Source organism: Streptomyces sp. 1114.5 (assembly GCF_003635085.1).
Classification (GTDB): domain Bacteria; phylum Actinomycetota; class Actinomycetes; order Streptomycetales; family Streptomycetaceae; genus Kitasatospora.
On the sequence record NZ_RBXE01000004.1, the window covers coordinates 304,908 to 321,650 of the forward strand.

A 16,743-nucleotide genomic window follows, 5' to 3' on the forward strand; every position below is an offset into this window, starting at 1 on the left:
GAGCGTAGCCCTCACGGGCCCCAAGTGTCAGGTCAACGTCAGGTCAACGTCGTGGTCCGCCCGCCCGCACCACGGCGAGGATGAGCCACCGACGGACCCGGACGGGCCGGGACGCGGCGACGGGGGTACCGCGACCCGGCTCGTCCGGCCCGGGCGTGCGCCTAGCCGCCGGCCCGCTCGACAGCTCCGCGCTCGGAGCCCTGGGCGCACCCCGGCGGCCGACTCGCCGGCCGACCGGCAGGACCCCACAGAACGTGTTCAGACAACTTGAGGCGTTCGCCGGACGTACAGCGGGCAGTCATGAGTGGTCCGCCGGGCGGTACCCCGCAGCCGCTGTCCTTGGGGTGCCGTCCACCACCCTCGCGACACCAGAGGTCATCCACCCATGGCAGAGCTGAACCGTCGTCGTTTCCTCCAACTCGCGGGCGCCACCGCCGCGTTCACCTCGCTCTCGCAGAGCATCGCGCGGGCCGCCGCGATCGCCCCGCAGGGCACCACCGGTACCCTCCAGGACGTCGAGCACATCGTCGTCCTGATGCAGGAGAACCGTTCCTTCGACCACTACTTCGGGGCCATGAAGGGCGTCCGGGGCTTCGGCGACCCCCGCCCGGTGACCCTGCCCAGCGGCCAGTCGGTGTGGCACCAGACGGACAGCAGCAAGAAGGAGGTGCTGCCGTTCCGCCCCCAGGTCAACGACCTGGGGATGCAGTTCGTCCAGGACCTCAACCACGACTGGGCCGGCGGCCACAAGGCCTTCAACAACGGCAAGTACGACCAGTGGGTGCCCGCCAAGACCGCCACCACCATGGCGTACCTCACCCGCCAGGACATCCCGTTCCACTACGCGCTCGCGGACGCCTTCACCATCTGCGACGCCTACCACTGCTCGTTCATCGGCTCCACCGACCCGAACCGCTACTACATGTGGACCGGCTTCACCGGCAACGACGGCACCGGCGGCGGCCCCGTCCTCGGCAACCAGGAGGCCGGGTACGGCTGGACGACCTACCCCGAGCGGCTGGAGAAGGCCGGAATATCCTGGAAGATCTACCAGGACATCGGCGACGGCCTCGACGCGGCCGGCTCCTGGGGCTGGATCGGCGACGCCTACCGCGGCAACTACGGCGACAACTCGCTGCTCTACTTCAACAACTACCGCAACGCCGAGCCCGGCGACCCGCTCTACGACAAGGCCCGCACCGGCACCAACGCCAAGGCCGGCGACGGCCTGTTCGACGTGCTGCGCCGCGACGTGCAGGCCGGCACCCTGCCGCAGATCTCCTGGATCGCCGCCCCCGAGGCCTTCACCGAGCACCCCAACTGGCCCGCCAACTACGGCGCCTGGTACGTCTCCCAGGTCCTGGACGCGCTGACCTCCAACCCGGACGTCTGGGCCCGCACGGCACTGTTCATCACCTACGACGAGAACGACGGCTTCTTCGACCACGTCGTACCGCCGTTCCCGCCCTCCTCCGCCTCCCAGGGCCTGTCGACGGTCTCCACCACGGCCGACTACTTCGCCGGGAACGCCAGTTACTCCGCCGGACCGTACGGCCTCGGCCAGCGCGTGCCGATGCTGGTGGTCTCGCCCTGGAGCACCGGCGGCTACACCTGCTCCGAGACCTTCGACCACACCTCGATCATCCGCTTCATGGAGCGCCGCTTCGGCGTGCTGGAGCCCGACATCTCGCCCTGGCGGCGCGCCATCTGCGGCGACCTGACCTCCGCCTTCGACTTCACCGCCGCCAACGCGACCCCGGCCGCGCTGCCCTCCACCGCCGGCTACCTCCCGCCGGACCACAACCGCCACCCCGACTACGTGCCCACCCCGCCCGCCACCGGCACCATGCCCAAGCAGGAGGCGGGCAGCAAGCCCACCCGCCCGCTGAAGTACGCCCCGTTCGTGGACGGCGCCGCCGACACCGGCACGGGCAAGTACCGCCTCACCTTCAGCGGCGGCGCGGCGGCCGGCGCCCAGTTCCTGGTGACCTCGGCGAACCGCACCGACGGCCCGTGGACGTACACGGCGGAGGCCGGGAAGTCGATCGCGGACGCCTGGAACACCACCTACTCCAAGGGCGTCACCGACCTGACCGTCCACGGCCCCAACAGCTTCCTGCGCCGCTTCCGCAACCCCGGCAAGACCGCCGGGCCCGAGGTCACCGCACGCCACAACGCGGCCACCGGCAACCTCGACCTGACCCTCACCAACGCGGGCAGCGCGGACGTCGTCCTGACCGTCACCAACGCCTACGCCGGCACCCCGCGGACCGTCACCGTCCGCAAGGGCGCGACGGTCGCGTACACCGTCGACCTGAGCTCCAGCCGCAACTGGTACGACGTGACCGTCACCTCCAACGCGACCGTCGACTTCGTCCGCCGCCTGGCCGGCCACGTCGAGACCGGCACCCCCGGCCTCTCCGACCCCGGCCTGATCACCTACTGACGGCCGACCGGCTGACCGAAAACGGATCCCGGCCCCGGGCCCACCCGCCCGGGGCCGACGGTCCTCGTCGCGGCCCGGGAACGCCCGGTGACCTATCGTGGGCGGATGACCGATCATCGGACCGCCCGGCCGGCCACCGCTCGGCCGTCCGTGGCCCGCACGGGCTACCTCCTTGCCGCCGTCGCCTTCGCCGTCTGCATGGCCGGCACCACCCTGCCCACCCCGCTCTACGGCCTGTACCAGGAGAAGATCGGCTTCTCCGAGCTGACGGTCACCGTCGTCTTCGCCGTCTACGCCTTCGGCGTCATCGGCGTCCTACTGCTCGCCGGCAACGTCTCCGACACCGTCGGCCGCCGCCCCGTCCTGCTCTGCGGCCTGGGCTTCGCGGCCTGTAGCGCCGTCGTCTTCCTGGCCGCCGACGACGTGCCGCTGCTGCTCGTCGGCCGGCTGCTGTCCGGCTTCTCGGCCGGGCTGTTCACCGGCACCGGCACCGCGTACGTGCTGGAACTCGCCCCGCCCGAGCAGCGTGCCCGCGCGGGCTTCGTCGCGACCGCCGCCAACATGGGCGGCCTCGGCTGCGGGCCACTGCTCTCGGGCCTGCTCGCCGAGTACGCCCCCGCCCCGCTCGTCCTGCCCTTCGTCGTGCACCTCGCCCTGGTCGCGGCCTCCTTCGCGCTCCTCCTGCTGCTGCCGGAGACCGTCGCCGGGGCCCGCCCGCTGCGCACCGCCCGGCCCCACCGGCCGAGCCTGCCGCCGGAGGTCCGCCGGGTGTTCGTCCCGGCCGCGATCGCCGCCTTCGCGGGGTTCTCCCTCCTCGGCCTGTTCACCTCCGTCAGCCCCGCCTTCCTCACCGGCGCGCTGGGCGTGCACAACCTCGCCGCCATCGGCCTCGTCGTCTTCACCGCGTTCTTCGCCTCCACCCTCGGCCAGCTCCTGGTGCCCCGGCTCGGCACCGCCCGGGCGATCCCGCTGGGCTGCCTGGTGCTCATCGCCGGGCTGGCCCTGCTGTCCGCCTCGCTCGCCTGGACCGTCCTCGCCCCGCTGGTGCTCAGCGCCCTGGTGGGCGGCGCGGGCCAGGGCATGGGCCTGCGCGGCGCGGTGGGCGAGATCGCCGCCGCCAGCCCCGCCGAACACCGCGGTGGCGCCCTCTCGGCGCTGTTCGTGGTCGCCTACTTCGGCATCTCGATCCCGGTCATCGGGGTGGGCCTGCTCACCGGGCCGGTCGGCCTGGCCCACGCCGGCCTGGTCTTCGCCGCCTGCATGGCCCTGCTGGCCGCCGCCTCCGGCGCGTACCTGCTGCGCCAGGCGGGCACCCCGGCCTGACCCGCCCGGTTTGCCCCCTATGCCCGGTTTGCCTCCCGGACTCGGGACCGATAGACACGATCCCGACACTGTGCGTGACAACGGGAGGACTCCCCATGAGCGTGACGAATCGGTACCGGGAGGCCTGGGAGGGCTTCTGGCGCGGCGCACCCGAGGAGCCGGGCTCGGTGATCTGGGACGCCGAACCCTCCCTCACCGCCGCCCGCCACCTCGACCTGTTCGACCGCCACCTCACCGACCCGGAGCTGCCCCTCGTGGATCTGGGCTGCGGCAACGGCACCCAGACCGGCTTCCTCGCCGAACGGTTCACCCGCACCGTCGGCGTCGACCTGTCCGCCGCGGCCCTCGACCTCGCCCGGCGCCGGGATCCGCACCGGCGGGTCGAGTTCGCGCAGCTGGACGCCACCGACGCCGAAGCCGTCCGGGCGCTGCACGACCGCCTCGGCGACGCCAACGTGTACGTGCGCGGCCTCATCCACCAGTGCGAGCCGGCCGACCGCGGCCCGGTCGCCGAGGCCGTCGCCTCCCTGCTCGGCGACCGCGGCCGGGCCTTCGTCGTCGAACTCTCCGAGTCCGCCAAGACCGTCCTGACGGACCTCGCCCGGAGCCCGGCCGGCCCGCCCCCGAAGCTGGTCCCGGTCTTCGCCCACGGCCTCGCCCCCGCCGAGGTCGCCGACGCGGCCTTCCCCGCCCTCTTCCGCGCCGCCGGGCTCGCCGTCCTCGCCACCGGCGACCTGCCGCTGTCCACCACGGAGACCACCCCGGACGGCCGACGGATCGACCTGCCCGCCCAGTGGCTGGTGCTGGGCCGAATCTGAACCGACCGACCGCGAGCGGCTATGGCTGGGCGGCGAGGAGCGCGGCACGGAAGACGAACCGGTTCCACGGCGTCCGCGGGTCGCGGCCGGTCGTCGCCGCCAGACGCCGCAGCCGGTAGCGGACGGTCTGCGGGTGGACGTGGAGGCGGGCCGCGGCCGCGGCGGCGCCGTCGGAGTACAGGACGGCGTCGAGGGTGCGCAGGGTCTCGGGCTCCTGGGTGAGGTGGCCCAGCACCGTGCCGGCCACCCGCGCGGGATCGGCGTCCGGGTGTCCGGTGACCAGGGCCACCACCTCCAGGTCGCCGCGGTCGAGCACCCGGCGCTCGGCGCGCACGAGGGCGGAGGCGTGCCGCACGCCGTGCGCGGCGAGGCGGTAGTCGCGCGGCGCGGTGGCGGCGGTGGCGCCGGTGAGCAGGGCGCCGGTGAGCCCGTGCCCGGTCATCAGGCGGTCCAGCTCCTGCGGGTCGACCGCCTTGACCAGGGCGACCCCGACGCCGTCCATCGTGGTGTGGATCGCGGCGAGTTCGCGGTCCGCGGCCTCCCCGGCGGCCCGCGCGTCCAGGGCCGCGGTCACGACCGACGCCGCCCGCTCCGCGTCCTCGGCGGCCCCGGTCGGCGCGGCCGTCCCCGAGGGCCCGGCTGCCGAACCGGCCGGGTCGGCCACCACCAGGTCGAAGGACGGCGGCAGTTGGGCGTCGAGCTCGCGCAGGCGGGCACGGAGGGTGCCGGTGTGGCTCTGCCGGCCGAGCAGCAGGTCGGTGAGGAGCCCGCGCAACGAGCGCTCACGGTCCTCGCTGAGGCTGCGCCCGGTCGACTCGTAGCCGTCGAAGATCGCCTCGGAGGACTGGTCGAGGACCGTCAGCCACACCCGGGCGAGCGCGGCGGTGTCGGCGGCGGAGAGGCCGTCGGCGAAGCCGTCGCCGATCCGTTCGAAGAACGCGAGCGCGGCGACCCGGTAGGCGCGCAGGACCGCCGCGAGCGGCCGGGCGTCGCGGGCCCGGACCGCGCCGACGCCGCGGAACATCCGCAGGTCACCGGGCTCCAACTCGCCGTCCACGGACCACAGTTCGAGTACCCGGCGGAGCGTCCACACGATGATCGAGCGGACCTCCGCCAGCTGGCGGGCGTCAAGGTTGGCGTAGGCCGGAATCTCCCGGGCGATGGCGGCCATGAACGAGTCGACCACGGCCGTCTCGTCCTTGAGGATCCGCGTCACGACGCTCCGCCGGTCGCCCGCGGAGCCCTGTGCGGCAGAGCCCTGTGCAGCGGAACCCTGTGCAGCGGGGCCCGACGCCGTCGACCGTGCGCCCTGCGCGTCCGGGACAGTCTTCTTTGTCACCACCTGACAAGGCTAGTCCCGCCCCGCCCGCCCGGCGCGCCACCATGGGGCGGCGGAGCCGTCGCGACCGCGCGACGGCGGTGGCCCTGCGGGAGAGCCGAATGACGTTCCAGCCCGATGTCATCGTGGTCGGGGCCGGTCTCGCCGGCCTGGTGGCGACCCACGAGCTGGCGAAGGCCGGCAAGCGGGTGCTGGTCGTCGAACAGGAGAACCGGCGGAACCTGGGCGGGCAGGCGTTCTGGTCCCTCGGCGGCCTCTTCTTCGTCGACAGCCCCGAGCAGCGCCGGGCCGGGATCCGGGACTCGCTGGAGCTGGCCCGGCAGGACTGGTTCGGTTCGGCGGCCTTCGACCGGCCGCACGACGAGGACCTCTGGGGCCGTCGCTGGGCCGAGGCGTACGTGGCGTGGGCGGCCGGCGGCAAGCGCCGGTACCTGCGCGAGCTCGGCCACCGGGTGGTGCCGCTGGTGGGGTGGGCCGAGCGTGGTGGCGGCTCGGCCACCGGCCACGGCAACTCGGTGCCGCGCTTCCACATCACCTGGGGCACCGGGCCCGGGGTGGTGGAGGCCTTCGCCCGCCCGGTGCTGCGGGCGGAGCGGAGCGGGCTGGTGCGGTTCGCCTTCCGGCACCGGGTGGACGGGCTGCTGACCGAGCGGGGCGCCGTGGTCGGCATCCGGGGCGCGGTGCTGGTGCCGGACGACTCCGAGCGCGGGCGGCCGTCCTCACGCGAGGAGGTCGGGCCGTTCGAGGAGCGGGCGGCAGCGGTGGTGGTGACCTCCGGGGGCATCGGGCACAACCACGCGCTGATGCGCGCCAACTGGCCGACCGAGCGGATCGGCCCGGCCCCGCGGCACCTGATCTCCGGTGTCCCGGCGCACGTCGACGGCCGGATGCTCGCCATCACCGAGGAGGCCGGCGGACGCGTCGTCAACCGCGACCGGATGTGGGCCTACACCGAGGGAGTCCACAACTGGGATCCGGTCTGGCCGGACCACGCGATCCGGATCCTGCCGGGGCCGTCCTCGCTCTGGTTCGACGCCGACGGGCGCCGGCTGACCGGCGCCTCCGGCGTGCCGGGCGCGGACTCGATCGGCGCGATGAAGCAGATCCTGGCCACCGGTCACGACTACTCGTGGTTCATCCTGACCCAGTCGATCATCGAGAAGGAGTTCGCCCTCTCCGGCTCCGAGCAGAACCCCGACCTGACCGGCCGTGACCTCCGCTTCGCGCTGAAGAGCCGGCTCGCCAAGGGCGCCCCCGCCCCGGTGGAGCGGTTCAAGCAGTACGGCGAGGACTTCGTCGTCGCCCGGACCCTCCCGGAGCTGGTCGCGGCCATGAACACGATCGCCCGCGGCCCGAAGCTCGACGCCGCCGACATCGAGCGCCAGATCCTCGCCCGCGACCGCGAACTGGCGAACGGGTTCACCAAGGACGTGCAAGTGATGGCGATCCACAACGCCCGCAGGTCGCTGACCGACCGGATCGCCCGGGTCGCCAAACCCCACCGGATCCTGGACCCGGCGCACGGCCCGCTCATCGGCGTCCGCCTCAACATCCTGTCCCGCAAGACCCTCGGCGGCCTGCAGACCGACCTGGACTCCCGGGTCCTCGGCGCCGACGGCACCCCGGTCCCCGGGCTCTACGCGGCCGGCGAGGTGGCGGGCTTCGGCGGCGGCGGGGTTCACGGCTACAACGCCCTGGAGGGCACCTTCCTCGGCGGCTGCATCTTCTCGGGCCGAGCGGCGGGCCTGGCCCTCGGGCGGGTGCCGCGTGCTCCCCGCACCGCCTCCGACATTTCGGTTATCGAGCCGCCCGCCGACGGTCTCCCGTTGTAGTGAGCCGAATCCCTCGGCCCGGCCGGCGCCGCCTCGGGGCGCGCCCGCGACGGAAGGACCTGCCCATGACCGCTTCCCCCGCCCGTCCGTTCCGCCGGGGCTGGCTGCTCGCGTCCTGCCTGCCGGTGCTGCTCGTCCTCGGGATGGCGGCCTCCGTTCCGTCCGTCTCCCCCGCTCCGGCGAGCGGCGGAACGCCGGGGACAGCAGGGACGGCGGGGATGGCGGGGATGCCCGGGATGGCGCCCGGCGCGGCGGGCGCCCTGCAGAGCCCCGGGCGCGGCCTCGCCGCCGAGCAGGACGGCTACCGCCTGGACACCGCCACCACCGAGCTGCCCGCCGGGCGTCCGTCGGCCTTCAGGTTCACCGTCGCCGGCCCGGACGGCGCACCCGTCACCGACTTCGCCGTCCACCAGACCAAGAAGCTGCACTTCTACGCGATCCGCACCGATCTCACCGGCTTCCAGCACCTCCACCCGGACCCGGCCGAGGACGGCAGCTGGACCGCGGACCTCGCCGCCCTCACCCCCGGCAGCTGGCGGCTGTACGCCGACTTCGTCCCCGCCACCGGCCCGCACGCCGCCGAACTCGTCCTCAGCCGCACCGTCACCGTGCCCGGCGACTCCACCCCGGTGCCGCTGCCCGCCCCGGCCGACACCACCACCGTCGACGGCTACACCGTCGCCCTGCACGCCCAACCGATGGCCGGGGCACACCAGTTGGTCGCGACCATCAGCCGGGACGGCCGACCGGTCACCGACCTCCAGCCGTACCTGGACAGCTACGCCCACCTCAGCGCCTTCCACGAGGGCGACCAGGCGCTCGCCCACCTCCACCCGGCGGACGCCGTCCACGGCGACCACGGCGGCCCCACCCTGACCTTCCAGGCCCTCCTCCCGGAGCCGGGCAACTGGCGGGTCCTCCTGCAGTTCCAGACCGCCGGAAGGCTGCACACCGCCGAACTCACCCTGCCCGTCGACCGGCTCGGGTGACGGCACCGCACCGAGGCAGGGCCGGGGGACCTACTCCGGGTCGGCCGGCCGCCAGTGCGGGTGCTCGCGCTCGGCCCAGCGGCGTTCCACCAGCCCGGTCCGCATGCCGAGCCGCGACTCCGGGTCCAGCCAAGCCATCCGGACGTGCCCGGCGACCACGACGGCGATGGCGGCGGCCAGCCAGTCGTGCACGAAGGTCGCGCCGGTCCGCCAGGACGCCGGGGCGAGGTGGGTGAGCCACATCAGCAGCCCGGTGCCGACGATCACCAGCATCGACCCGAGGGTCCACTGCGCGTACAGCTTCTGGCCCGCGTTGAACTTCCCGGCGGGCCGGTGCGCCGCCCTGGTCCGGACGGCCCGCAGCCACTGCCAGTCGGTCGGGGTGAAGCGGCTGAGCCGGGCGAGGTCGGCCCGCAGGGCACGGAAGGCGAGGCCGAGCAGCAGCGGTACGGGCAGGGCCAGGCCGCACCACACGTGCACGGTCACCACCAGCGGCCGGTTGCCGACCAGTTCGGCGAGCGGGGCGAGGTAGAGGCAGCCGGCCGTGGCCAGGCAGACGCCCATCAGCGCGGCCGTCACCCGGTGGACCCACCGCTCGGCGCGGGTGAAGCGCAGGACCAGCTCAGTTCGTCGGTTCATCACTTCGCCCGTTCGACCGGCCGACCCAGGCGTCAACGTCATAACCGTTCCGTTCCCAGTAGCCCGGCTCGACCGAGCCGGTCACCGTGATGCCCGAGAGCCACTTCGCGGACTTGTAGAAGTACATCGGCGCGACGTACAGCCGCACCGGCCCGCCGTGGTCGTGCGTGATCGGGGCGTCCTGCATGCGCAACGCGACCAGCACGTCGTCCCGCCGGGCCTGCTCCAGGGTGAGGCTCTCGGTGTACGCGCCGTCGAAGCAGCTGAAGCGCACGGCCTTCGCCTCCGGCGCCACCCCGGCGGCGTCCAGCAGGTGCGCCAGCGGCACCCCCTCGAAGGGCGTGTGCGGCACCCGCCACCCGGTGACGCACTGGACGTCCTTGACCAGCCGCCGCTGCGGCATCGCCTGGAGGTCGGCCAGCCGGTGCGTCGCGGGGCGCCGGACCAGGCCGTCGACGGTCAGCGTGTAGGTCCCCGCGTCCCGCTCGGGGACGGAGGTCACCACCGAGTAGTACCGGAAGCCGTTGTTCCCGGGCAGCAGCCCGCTCAGGCCGCTCGGATCGCGCTCCGCCAGGGCCGACTCCGCCCGCTGCAGGTACGGTCCGGCCGCCACCCCGATCGCCCCGAGGCCGAGCAGGCCGAGCACCACCCGCCGCCCGACCGGGGTGCCCCGGCTCTCGTCCGCTGCGCCGTCGCCCTGAGGTGTTCTGTCCACCCGACGATTCGAGCAGGTCGACCCGGGTGATGGCCAGGGCCGGCCCCCTCCCGTAAGGCTTTCGTCATCAGGGTCAGCCGCGGCCCAGGACGCGGTCGACGGCGATCTCGATGACCACCCGGTCCGGGTTGACCCGCGGCGGGCGGTAGCGCTCGGCGTAGCGGCGCTCCGCCTCGGCGACCTGCTCGGGCTCGTCGCGGACGACCGCGACGCCCTCCAGGGTCGCCCAGCGCGCCCGGTCGACCTGGCAGACCGCGACCCGCATGCCCTCCGGCCCGGCCGCGGCGACGTTGCGCGCCTTGCGGCTGGTGCGGCTGGTGATGACCCGGGCGGTTCCCGTCTCCGGCTCGAAGGTCACACCGACCGGCACCACGTGCGGGGTGCCGTCCGGACGGCTGGTGGTCAGCGTGGAGATGTGCCGCTCGCGCCAGAAGGCGAGCATGGCGTCGTCGAGGTCGCGCGGGTCATGGGCCATGATCGCGATCGTACGGCCCCCGGGAAACGGTCGGTCCCCGGGGGCCGTAGGGCGTGCGGACGGTCAGTGCCCGCGCGCGATCCACTCCGGCAGGGCGGGGGCCTCGGCGCCGATGGTGGTCGGGTCGCCGTGGCCGGTGCGCACCACCGTCTCGGCCGGGAGCGTCAGCAGGCGCTCGCGGATCGAGTCGATGATGGTCGGGAAGTGCGAGAAGGACCGGCCGGTCGCGCCCGGGCCGCCGTGGAACAGGGTGTCCCCGGTGAAGACGGTGCCCAGCGCGGGCGCGTACAGGCAGACCGCGCCCGGCGCGTGGCCCGGGGTGTGCAGGACGGTCAGCTCGATGCCGGCCACCTCGATCCGCTGCCCGTCGGCCAGTTCGCCGTCCGGAAGGCGCTCGGGGTGGGTGAGCTTCCACAGCGGCAGGTCGTCCGGGTGCAGCAGGATCGGCGCACCGGTCCGGGCGGCGAGGGCCGGGGCCGCGTCGATGTGGTCGTTGTGCGCGTGGGTGGAGACGATCGCCCGCAGCCGCCGGCCGCCGAGCGCGGTCTCGATGGCCTCGGTGTCGTGCGCGGCGTCGATCACCACCGCCTCCTCGTCGTCGCCGACGATCCAGACGTTGTTCTCCACCTCCCAGCTGCCGCCGTCGAGTTCGAAGGTCCCGGCGGTCACCAGCCGGTCGACCCGGGCGTTCGTGCCGTGCCCGCTCACAGGATCACCACCGAACGCAGGACGTCGCCCTGGTGCATCCGCTCGAAGGCCTGCTCCACCGCGTCGAGTTCGATGGTCTCGCTGACGAAGGCGCGCAGGTCCACGCGGCCCTGGAGGTAGAGGTCGATCAGCATCGGGAAGTCCCGCGAGGGCAGGCAGTCGCCGTACCAGGAGGACTTGAGGGCGCCGCCGCGGCCGAAGACGTCGAGCAGCGGGAGCTCCAGCGTCATCTCCGGGGTGGGCACGCCGACCAGGACGACGGTGCCGGCCAGGTCGCGGGCGTAGAAGGCCTGCTTGTAGGTCTCGGGCCGGCCGACCGCCTCGACGACCACGTCCGCGCCGTTGCCGCCGGTCAGCTCGCGGATCGCCTCGACCGGGTCGGTGGTGCGGGAGTTGACGGTGTGGGTGGCGCCGAGCGTGCGGGCGGTCTCCAGCTTGCGGTCGTCGATGTCCACGGCGATGATCTTCGCCGCGCCAGCCAGCCGGGAGCCCAGCACGGCTGCGCCGCCGACGCCGCCGCAGCCGATGACCGCGACCGAGTCGCCGCGGCCGACGTTGCCGGTGTTGATCGCGGCGCCGATGCCCGCCATCACGCCGCAGCCCAGCAGCCCGGCGACGGCCGGCTCGGCGGCCGGGTCGACCTTGGTGCACTGGCCGGCCGCGACCAGGGTCTTCTCGGCGAAGGCGCCGATGCCCAGGGCCGGGGACAGTTCGGTGCCGTCGAGCAGCGTCATCTTCTGCTTGGCGTTGTGGGTGTCGAAGCAGTACTGCGGGCGCCCGCGCCGACAGGACCGGCACTGGCCGCACACCGCACGCCAGTTGAGGACCACGAAGTCGCCGGGCGCGACCTCGGTGACGCCCTCGCCGACCGTCTCCACGATGCCCGCGGCCTCGTGGCCGAGCAGGAACGGGAACTCGTCGTTGATGCCGCCCTCGCGGTAGTGCAGGTCGGTGTGGCAGACGCCGCAAGCCTGGATCCTGACCACCGCCTCGCCCGGGCCCGGGTCCGGCACCACGATCGTGGTCACCTCCACGGGCGCGCCCTTGGCGCGCGCGATGACTGCCTTGACCTGCTGGGGCATCCGATTCCACCTCCGTCGGCCGGTGCGCCTGTGCACCGGCGTGACCTGCGACAAAACGACTGCAGAAGCACTGCCCACGAAGCGTAGCGCCCACCTCACGGACACTCACCCGGCAGTCGCGGTGCGGTCCTCGCAGCGACGCCCGAGCGGTCCCGGCGCGGCCCTGGAACCGGGGGCGCACGGGCGGCGCCGAGCGCTCGTCAGCACGCCTCGAAGTGCCCGGAAAGCACCGGTGTTGGCTGGAACTGCCGCAGACGGGCGCCCCGCGGCCCACGTACGGTCGTAGCAGAAGCGGTTCACGCGACCACGCTCAGCACTCCTGCCCCACCCGGTGACGTGCCACCGCGCGGCGCCCGTGCCCGGCGCGCACCGACCGTACGCCCGCGCACATTTCGCGCCACTCCGCAGCAGACGCCCGACCCCGCCCCGGCCGTGTCGAGCCGCCGGCCGGCCGCACCCACCCGTCCCCGCACCAATCCCGGATCCACCCCCCGTCGGGCCGCCCCCGCGGCCCCCGCCCTGGAGTCTGGAGTACGGATGTCCATCGAGAACAGTGCGACCGGCGCCGGAACCGGCACCGCCCCGCTCCCCCCGCTGCACTGCCTGCGCCGCCTGGAGCCCGGGCCGCCCCGGCTCGCCGCGCTGCCCACCGGCACGCCGGTCTGGCTGGTCAGCCGGCACGCCGACGTGCGGCAGGTGCTGACGGACCCGCGCCTGGGCCGGGCCCCGCTCTACGCGCCGGACGCGCCGCCGATCACGGTCACGCCCAACATCCTGGACGACCCGCAGAGCATGCTGAACATCGACGGCACCGAGCACCAGCGGCTGCGCCGCACCGTGCAGCGGGCCTTCACCCCGCGGGCGATCGCCCGCTGGAAGCCGTGGGTGGCGTCGGTCGTCGAGTCCCTGATCGACGAGCTGATCGACCACGGCTCCCCCGCCGACATCGTCGGCGGCTACACCCGCCCGCTGCCGGTCGCGGTGATCAGCCGGCTGATGGGCCTGGACAACCTGGACACCAAGCGGCTCGCGCACTGGAGCGACCACGCGCTCTCCACCACCGCCTACAGCGCCGAGGCGATCGGCGCCGCGATGGACGAGTTCGCCGCCTTCGGCGCCGAGGTGATCGCCCAGCGCCGCGCCGAGCCCGGCGACGACCTGGTCAGCAGCCTGCTCGCGGCCGCCGCCGAGGACGGCTCGATCACCGAGGCGCAGCTGGTCGCGCTGGTCATCGGCCTGGTCGTGGCCGGCCACGAGACCACCATGACCAGCCTCGGCAACGCCCTGGTCTACCTGCTCCACGACGGCCGCGAGGCCTGGCAGCAGCTCGCCTCCGACGAGTCCAGCGCCGCCGCCGCGACCGAGCAGCTGCTGCGCGCCGTCCCGCTCGGCGACGCCCACGAGCACATGCCCGGACTGCTGCGCCGCACCGTGGAGGACGTGGAGATCGGCGGGGTGGTGATCCCGGCCGGCAGCGTGGTGGCGGCCGACGCCAGCTCCGCCAACCAGGACCCGTCGGTCTACACCGGGGACCTGAGCACCGAGCTGTTCTCCCCGCTGGCCGCGCCGATGCTGACCTTCGGGGCCGGGCCGCACCACTGCCTGGGCGCCTGGCTGGCCCGGATGGAACTGGAGCTCGCCCTGCACCGGCTGGCCCGCCGGCTGCCCGCCCTGCGGACGACCGAGCCGGTCGAGCGGATCGACTGGCGGCGCGGCCTGCTCACCCGCAGCCCGAACACCCTCCGGGTGGCCTGGTGACCGGCCGGGCCGACACCGAGCCGGTGGTGGTCCGGGTCGACCGGGACCGCTGCATCGGCTCCGGGATGTGCGCGCGCAGCGCGCCCGGCTCGCTGGCCCTCGGCGCCGACGGACTGGCCGCCCCGCTGGCCGCGTACGCCGACGGCGGTGCGGAGTTGACGGAGGAACTGACCGAGGCGGTGGACTTCTGCCCGGTCGAGGCGCTCACCCTGCACGCGGCCCGCGGGGGCCACCGGATCGACCCGGCGGACTGATCCCCGTTCCGGTGGTGCCTGCGCTCGCCGACAGCGGGCGGGCACCACCGGAACCCGCGGGCACCCACCGCAGTCTGCGGGCACCTGTCGCGGTCTGCGGGCACGCCGGGCTTGCGGCACGCCGGGATCGATGAGCCTGGCTCATGGATCGATGAGCTCATCGATCTTGTTCGGCGCTCTCCCCGGCTGGTGGGCTGACCCCATGACAGACGCCGAAGCCCTTGCTCCCACCGACACCTCCGCCCCGCCGGCCGCCCACCGCTGGTCGCCGGTCCTGGCCATGGCCCTCGCCACCTTCACCGTGGTCTCCGCCGAGATGATGCCGGTCGGCCTGCTCACCCCGATGTCCCACAGCCTCGGCGTCTCCGACGGCGTCACCGGCCTCTCCCTCACCATCACCGGCCTGATCGCGGCCGTCCTCTCCCCCTTCGCCCCCATGCTCGTCGGGCTGCGCGACCGCAGGACCGTCCTGGTCGCCTTCATGCTGCTGCTCGGCCTCGCCAACGCCCTGACCGCCCTCGCCCCGGACTTCGCCGTCCTCGCCCTCGGACGCGTCCTGCTCGGCGCCGCGATGGGCATCGTCTGGGGCCTCGCCGCCGGCCTCGGCCCGCGCCTCGCCGACCGTTCGCGCCTCCCCCTGGCCATGACGCTGATCTTCTCCGGCGTCTCCGTCGCCTCCGTCCTCGGCGTCCCGCTGGGCACCTACCTCGCCGCCCTGCTCGACTGGCGCGCCGCGTTCTGGGTCCTCGCCCTGCTCGCCGTCGCCTCCGCCGCCGTCCTCGCCGCCACCCTGCCCGCCCTGCCGGTCCACGGCCGCGGACGGCCGGGCAGCCTCGCCGGTGCCCTGCGCCACCGCGGCGTCGCCGTCGGGCTCGCGATCACCGCGTTCGTCGTGCTCGGCCACTTCGTCGGCTACACCTATGTCCGTCCCGTCCTCGAAACCGACGCGGGCCTGGGCAACGGCGTCATCGCCGCCTGTCTGCTGGTGTACGGACTGGCGGGCGTCGCCGGGAACTTCACCCTCGGCCCGCTGTCCGGACGCCGCCCCAGGACGGCCGTCCTCCTCGCCCTCGCCGGCGTCACCCTCGCCGCCGCCCTGCTCCCGTACGCCACCGGCGGCCTCGCCACCGTGCTGCTCGTCCTGGTGGTCTGGGGCGCCTCGTACGGCGGGGTGTCGGTCTCCACCCAGACCTGGGTGCGCACCGCCGACCCGGCCGGGATCGAGGCCTCGGCGGCGGTCTGGGCAGGCGTCTTCAACGCGAGCATCGCCGTCGGCTCGCTGGCCGGCGGGCTGGTCGTCGACCACGCCGGGACCCACGCCGTCCTGGGCACCGCGGCGGCCCTGACCGCCGCCGGGCTGCTGCTCGCCGCCCGCTCCCGGCCGGGCGCCGGCCGGCGGGGGTGACGGCGATCGGCATCGGACGGCTCAGTCGACGTGCTTGACCAGCAACTCGACGAAGGCCTCCGCCAAAGGGTGCGGCCGCCGCTGGTGCTGCACCACCTCCAGGCTGGTCGGCCCCAGTTCCGGCACCGGCAGGAAGCGGACGTCCGGCCGCTGGAGGTACGTCGTGCTGCGCTCGCACAGCAGCAGCCCCCGGCGGGTGCCGGCCACCATCGACAGGCCCTCCTGGAGGGTGACGGCACCCGCCGCGTACGCCAACTCCCGCCCGCCGGGCGTCCGCCGGGGCGCGTTCGCCTCCCGCCAGTACTCGGGCGCCGGGCCACGCGGCTCGATCAGCGGCAGCGCGGCCAGCTCCTCGCCGCTCACGCCGCCCGCCCCGACCGGCACCTGCGCGGCCGAGACCGCCAGGTACACCGGCTGCCGGGAGAACTCCAGCAGCACCTCCAAGCCCGGCTCCCGGCAGGGGGCGAGCACGATGGCCAGGTCGACCTCGCCCCGGGCGAGCTGGGAGAACGGGTCCGACCAGGGCAGTTCGACCAGCCGGGCGGCACCCTCCGGCAGGCTCGCGATCGCCCGGGCCACCGGCTCGTACACCGCGCACTGGAAGCCCAGCCGCAGCGGCCGGGCGGTCGCCGCCCGGGCCCGGGCCTCGGCGAAGCCCTCCCGGAGCCGGGCGAAGGCGGGCACCACCTGCTCGGCCAGCGCCCGCCCCAGCTCGGTCGACTCGACCCGCCGGCTGGTCCGCCGGAACAGCGGGGCACCGACCCGGTTCTCCAGACGCTTGACCAGCTGCGAGACCCGGCTCTGGGACAGGCCCAGGCGCTGCGCCGTCCGCCCGAAGTGCAACTGCTCGACGAGGACGGCGAAGCACTCCAGCTCCTGCAACGGCAACTCGGGAAGCACCGGAAGCCCGTGGGGCCCGGGGCCCGCCTCGCCTGGCGTCGGTCGTTCCACCTCGGCAGT

Annotated in this window: 15 protein-coding genes; 8 read left to right on the forward strand and 7 right to left on the reverse strand. The window is 74.3% G+C overall.

Annotated elements, in window-relative coordinates; translation table 11 throughout:
- The first annotated feature begins 385 nt into the window (after nucleotides 1–385).
- From BX285_RS36475 to BX285_RS36485, 3 genes are all read left to right on the forward strand, one after another.
- A complete protein-coding gene (locus BX285_RS36475) occupies nucleotides 386–2,446 on the forward strand; it encodes a phosphocholine-specific phospholipase C (RefSeq protein WP_121179740.1) in 2,061 nt (686 codons plus the stop codon).
- 105 nt (nucleotides 2,447–2,551) lie between these two features.
- Nucleotides 2,552–3,769 (forward strand): MFS transporter, encoded by a 1,218-nt coding sequence (locus BX285_RS36480; RefSeq protein WP_121179741.1) that lies wholly within the window; start codon nucleotides 2,552–2,554, stop codon nucleotides 3,767–3,769.
- 95 nt (nucleotides 3,770–3,864) lie between these two features.
- Nucleotides 3,865–4,587 carry a class I SAM-dependent methyltransferase gene (locus tag BX285_RS36485; RefSeq protein WP_121179742.1) on the forward strand — a complete coding sequence of 241 codons (723 nt, stop codon included), beginning with the start codon at nucleotides 3,865–3,867 and terminating at the stop codon, nucleotides 4,585–4,587.
- A 19-nt stretch (nucleotides 4,588–4,606) separates the two neighbouring features.
- Here BX285_RS36485 and BX285_RS36490 read toward each other — a convergent pair whose 3' ends face one another.
- A complete protein-coding gene (locus BX285_RS36490) occupies nucleotides 4,607–5,803 on the reverse strand; it encodes a helix-turn-helix domain-containing protein (RefSeq protein WP_121179743.1) in 1,197 nt (398 codons plus the stop codon).
- Nucleotides 5,804–6,027: 224 nt separating this feature from the next.
- Between BX285_RS36490 and BX285_RS36495 the strand changes: the two genes are divergently transcribed.
- Together BX285_RS36495 and BX285_RS36500 are read left to right on the forward strand one after the other, a co-directional pair.
- Nucleotides 6,028–7,758: an FAD-binding dehydrogenase gene (locus BX285_RS36495; RefSeq protein ID WP_121179744.1), complete on the forward strand. Its 1,731-nt coding sequence runs from the start codon at nucleotides 6,028–6,030 to the stop codon at nucleotides 7,756–7,758.
- A gap of 65 nt (nucleotides 7,759–7,823) precedes the next feature.
- Complete coding sequence (locus tag BX285_RS36500; protein WP_183107372.1) at nucleotides 7,824–8,747, forward strand: hypothetical protein; 924 nt, start codon at nucleotides 7,824–7,826, stop codon at nucleotides 8,745–8,747.
- Between the two features lie 30 nt (nucleotides 8,748–8,777).
- On the opposite strand, the gene BX285_RS36505 is transcribed toward BX285_RS36500, so the two are convergent.
- From BX285_RS36505 to BX285_RS36525, 5 genes are all read right to left on the reverse strand, one after another.
- Nucleotides 8,778–9,386 (reverse strand): cytochrome b/b6 domain-containing protein, encoded by a 609-nt coding sequence (locus BX285_RS36505; protein ID WP_259471027.1) that lies wholly within the window; start codon nucleotides 9,384–9,386, stop codon nucleotides 8,778–8,780.
- Nucleotides 9,370–10,101, reverse strand: a complete 732-nt coding sequence (locus tag BX285_RS36510; protein ID WP_097234761.1) for a molybdopterin-dependent oxidoreductase — start codon at nucleotides 10,099–10,101, stop codon at nucleotides 9,370–9,372. The genes BX285_RS36505 and BX285_RS36510 overlap by 17 nt, the downstream gene beginning before the upstream one ends.
- A gap of 73 nt (nucleotides 10,102–10,174) precedes the next feature.
- The gene (locus BX285_RS36515) at nucleotides 10,175–10,576 is read right to left on the reverse strand and encodes a pyridoxamine 5'-phosphate oxidase family protein (RefSeq protein WP_030060404.1); all 402 of its coding nucleotides are present in this window, start codon (nucleotides 10,574–10,576) and stop codon (nucleotides 10,175–10,177) included.
- Nucleotides 10,577–10,639: 63 nt separating this feature from the next.
- A complete protein-coding gene (locus BX285_RS36520; protein ID WP_121179747.1) occupies nucleotides 10,640–11,284 on the reverse strand; it encodes an MBL fold metallo-hydrolase in 645 nt (214 codons plus the stop codon).
- A complete protein-coding gene (locus tag BX285_RS36525; RefSeq protein ID WP_097234763.1) occupies nucleotides 11,281–12,366 on the reverse strand; it encodes an S-(hydroxymethyl)mycothiol dehydrogenase in 1,086 nt (361 codons plus the stop codon). The genes BX285_RS36520 and BX285_RS36525 overlap by 4 nt, the downstream gene beginning before the upstream one ends.
- A 537-nt stretch (nucleotides 12,367–12,903) precedes the next feature.
- On the opposite strand from BX285_RS36525, the gene BX285_RS36530 reads away from it, so the two are divergent.
- The 3 genes from BX285_RS36530 to BX285_RS36540 all read left to right on the forward strand — a co-directional run bounded on the left by BX285_RS36530 (nucleotide 12,904) and on the right by BX285_RS36540 (nucleotide 15,783).
- Complete coding sequence (locus BX285_RS36530) at nucleotides 12,904–14,124, forward strand: cytochrome P450 (protein ID WP_121179748.1); 1,221 nt, start codon at nucleotides 12,904–12,906, stop codon at nucleotides 14,122–14,124.
- A complete protein-coding gene (locus tag BX285_RS36535; protein WP_259471028.1) occupies nucleotides 14,121–14,378 on the forward strand; it encodes a ferredoxin in 258 nt (85 codons plus the stop codon). Before BX285_RS36530 ends, BX285_RS36535 begins: the two co-directional genes overlap by 4 nt.
- 202 nt (nucleotides 14,379–14,580) lie before the next feature.
- Entirely contained in the window at nucleotides 14,581–15,783 is a 1,203-nt protein-coding gene (locus BX285_RS36540) for an MFS transporter (RefSeq protein WP_220784032.1), read from the forward strand.
- Nucleotides 15,784–15,804: 21 nt separating this feature from the next.
- On the opposite strand, the gene BX285_RS36545 is transcribed toward BX285_RS36540, so the two are convergent.
- A complete protein-coding gene (locus BX285_RS36545; RefSeq protein ID WP_121179749.1) occupies nucleotides 15,805–16,734 on the reverse strand; it encodes a LysR family transcriptional regulator in 930 nt (309 codons plus the stop codon).
- Between the last annotated feature and the right edge of the window lie 9 nt (nucleotides 16,735–16,743).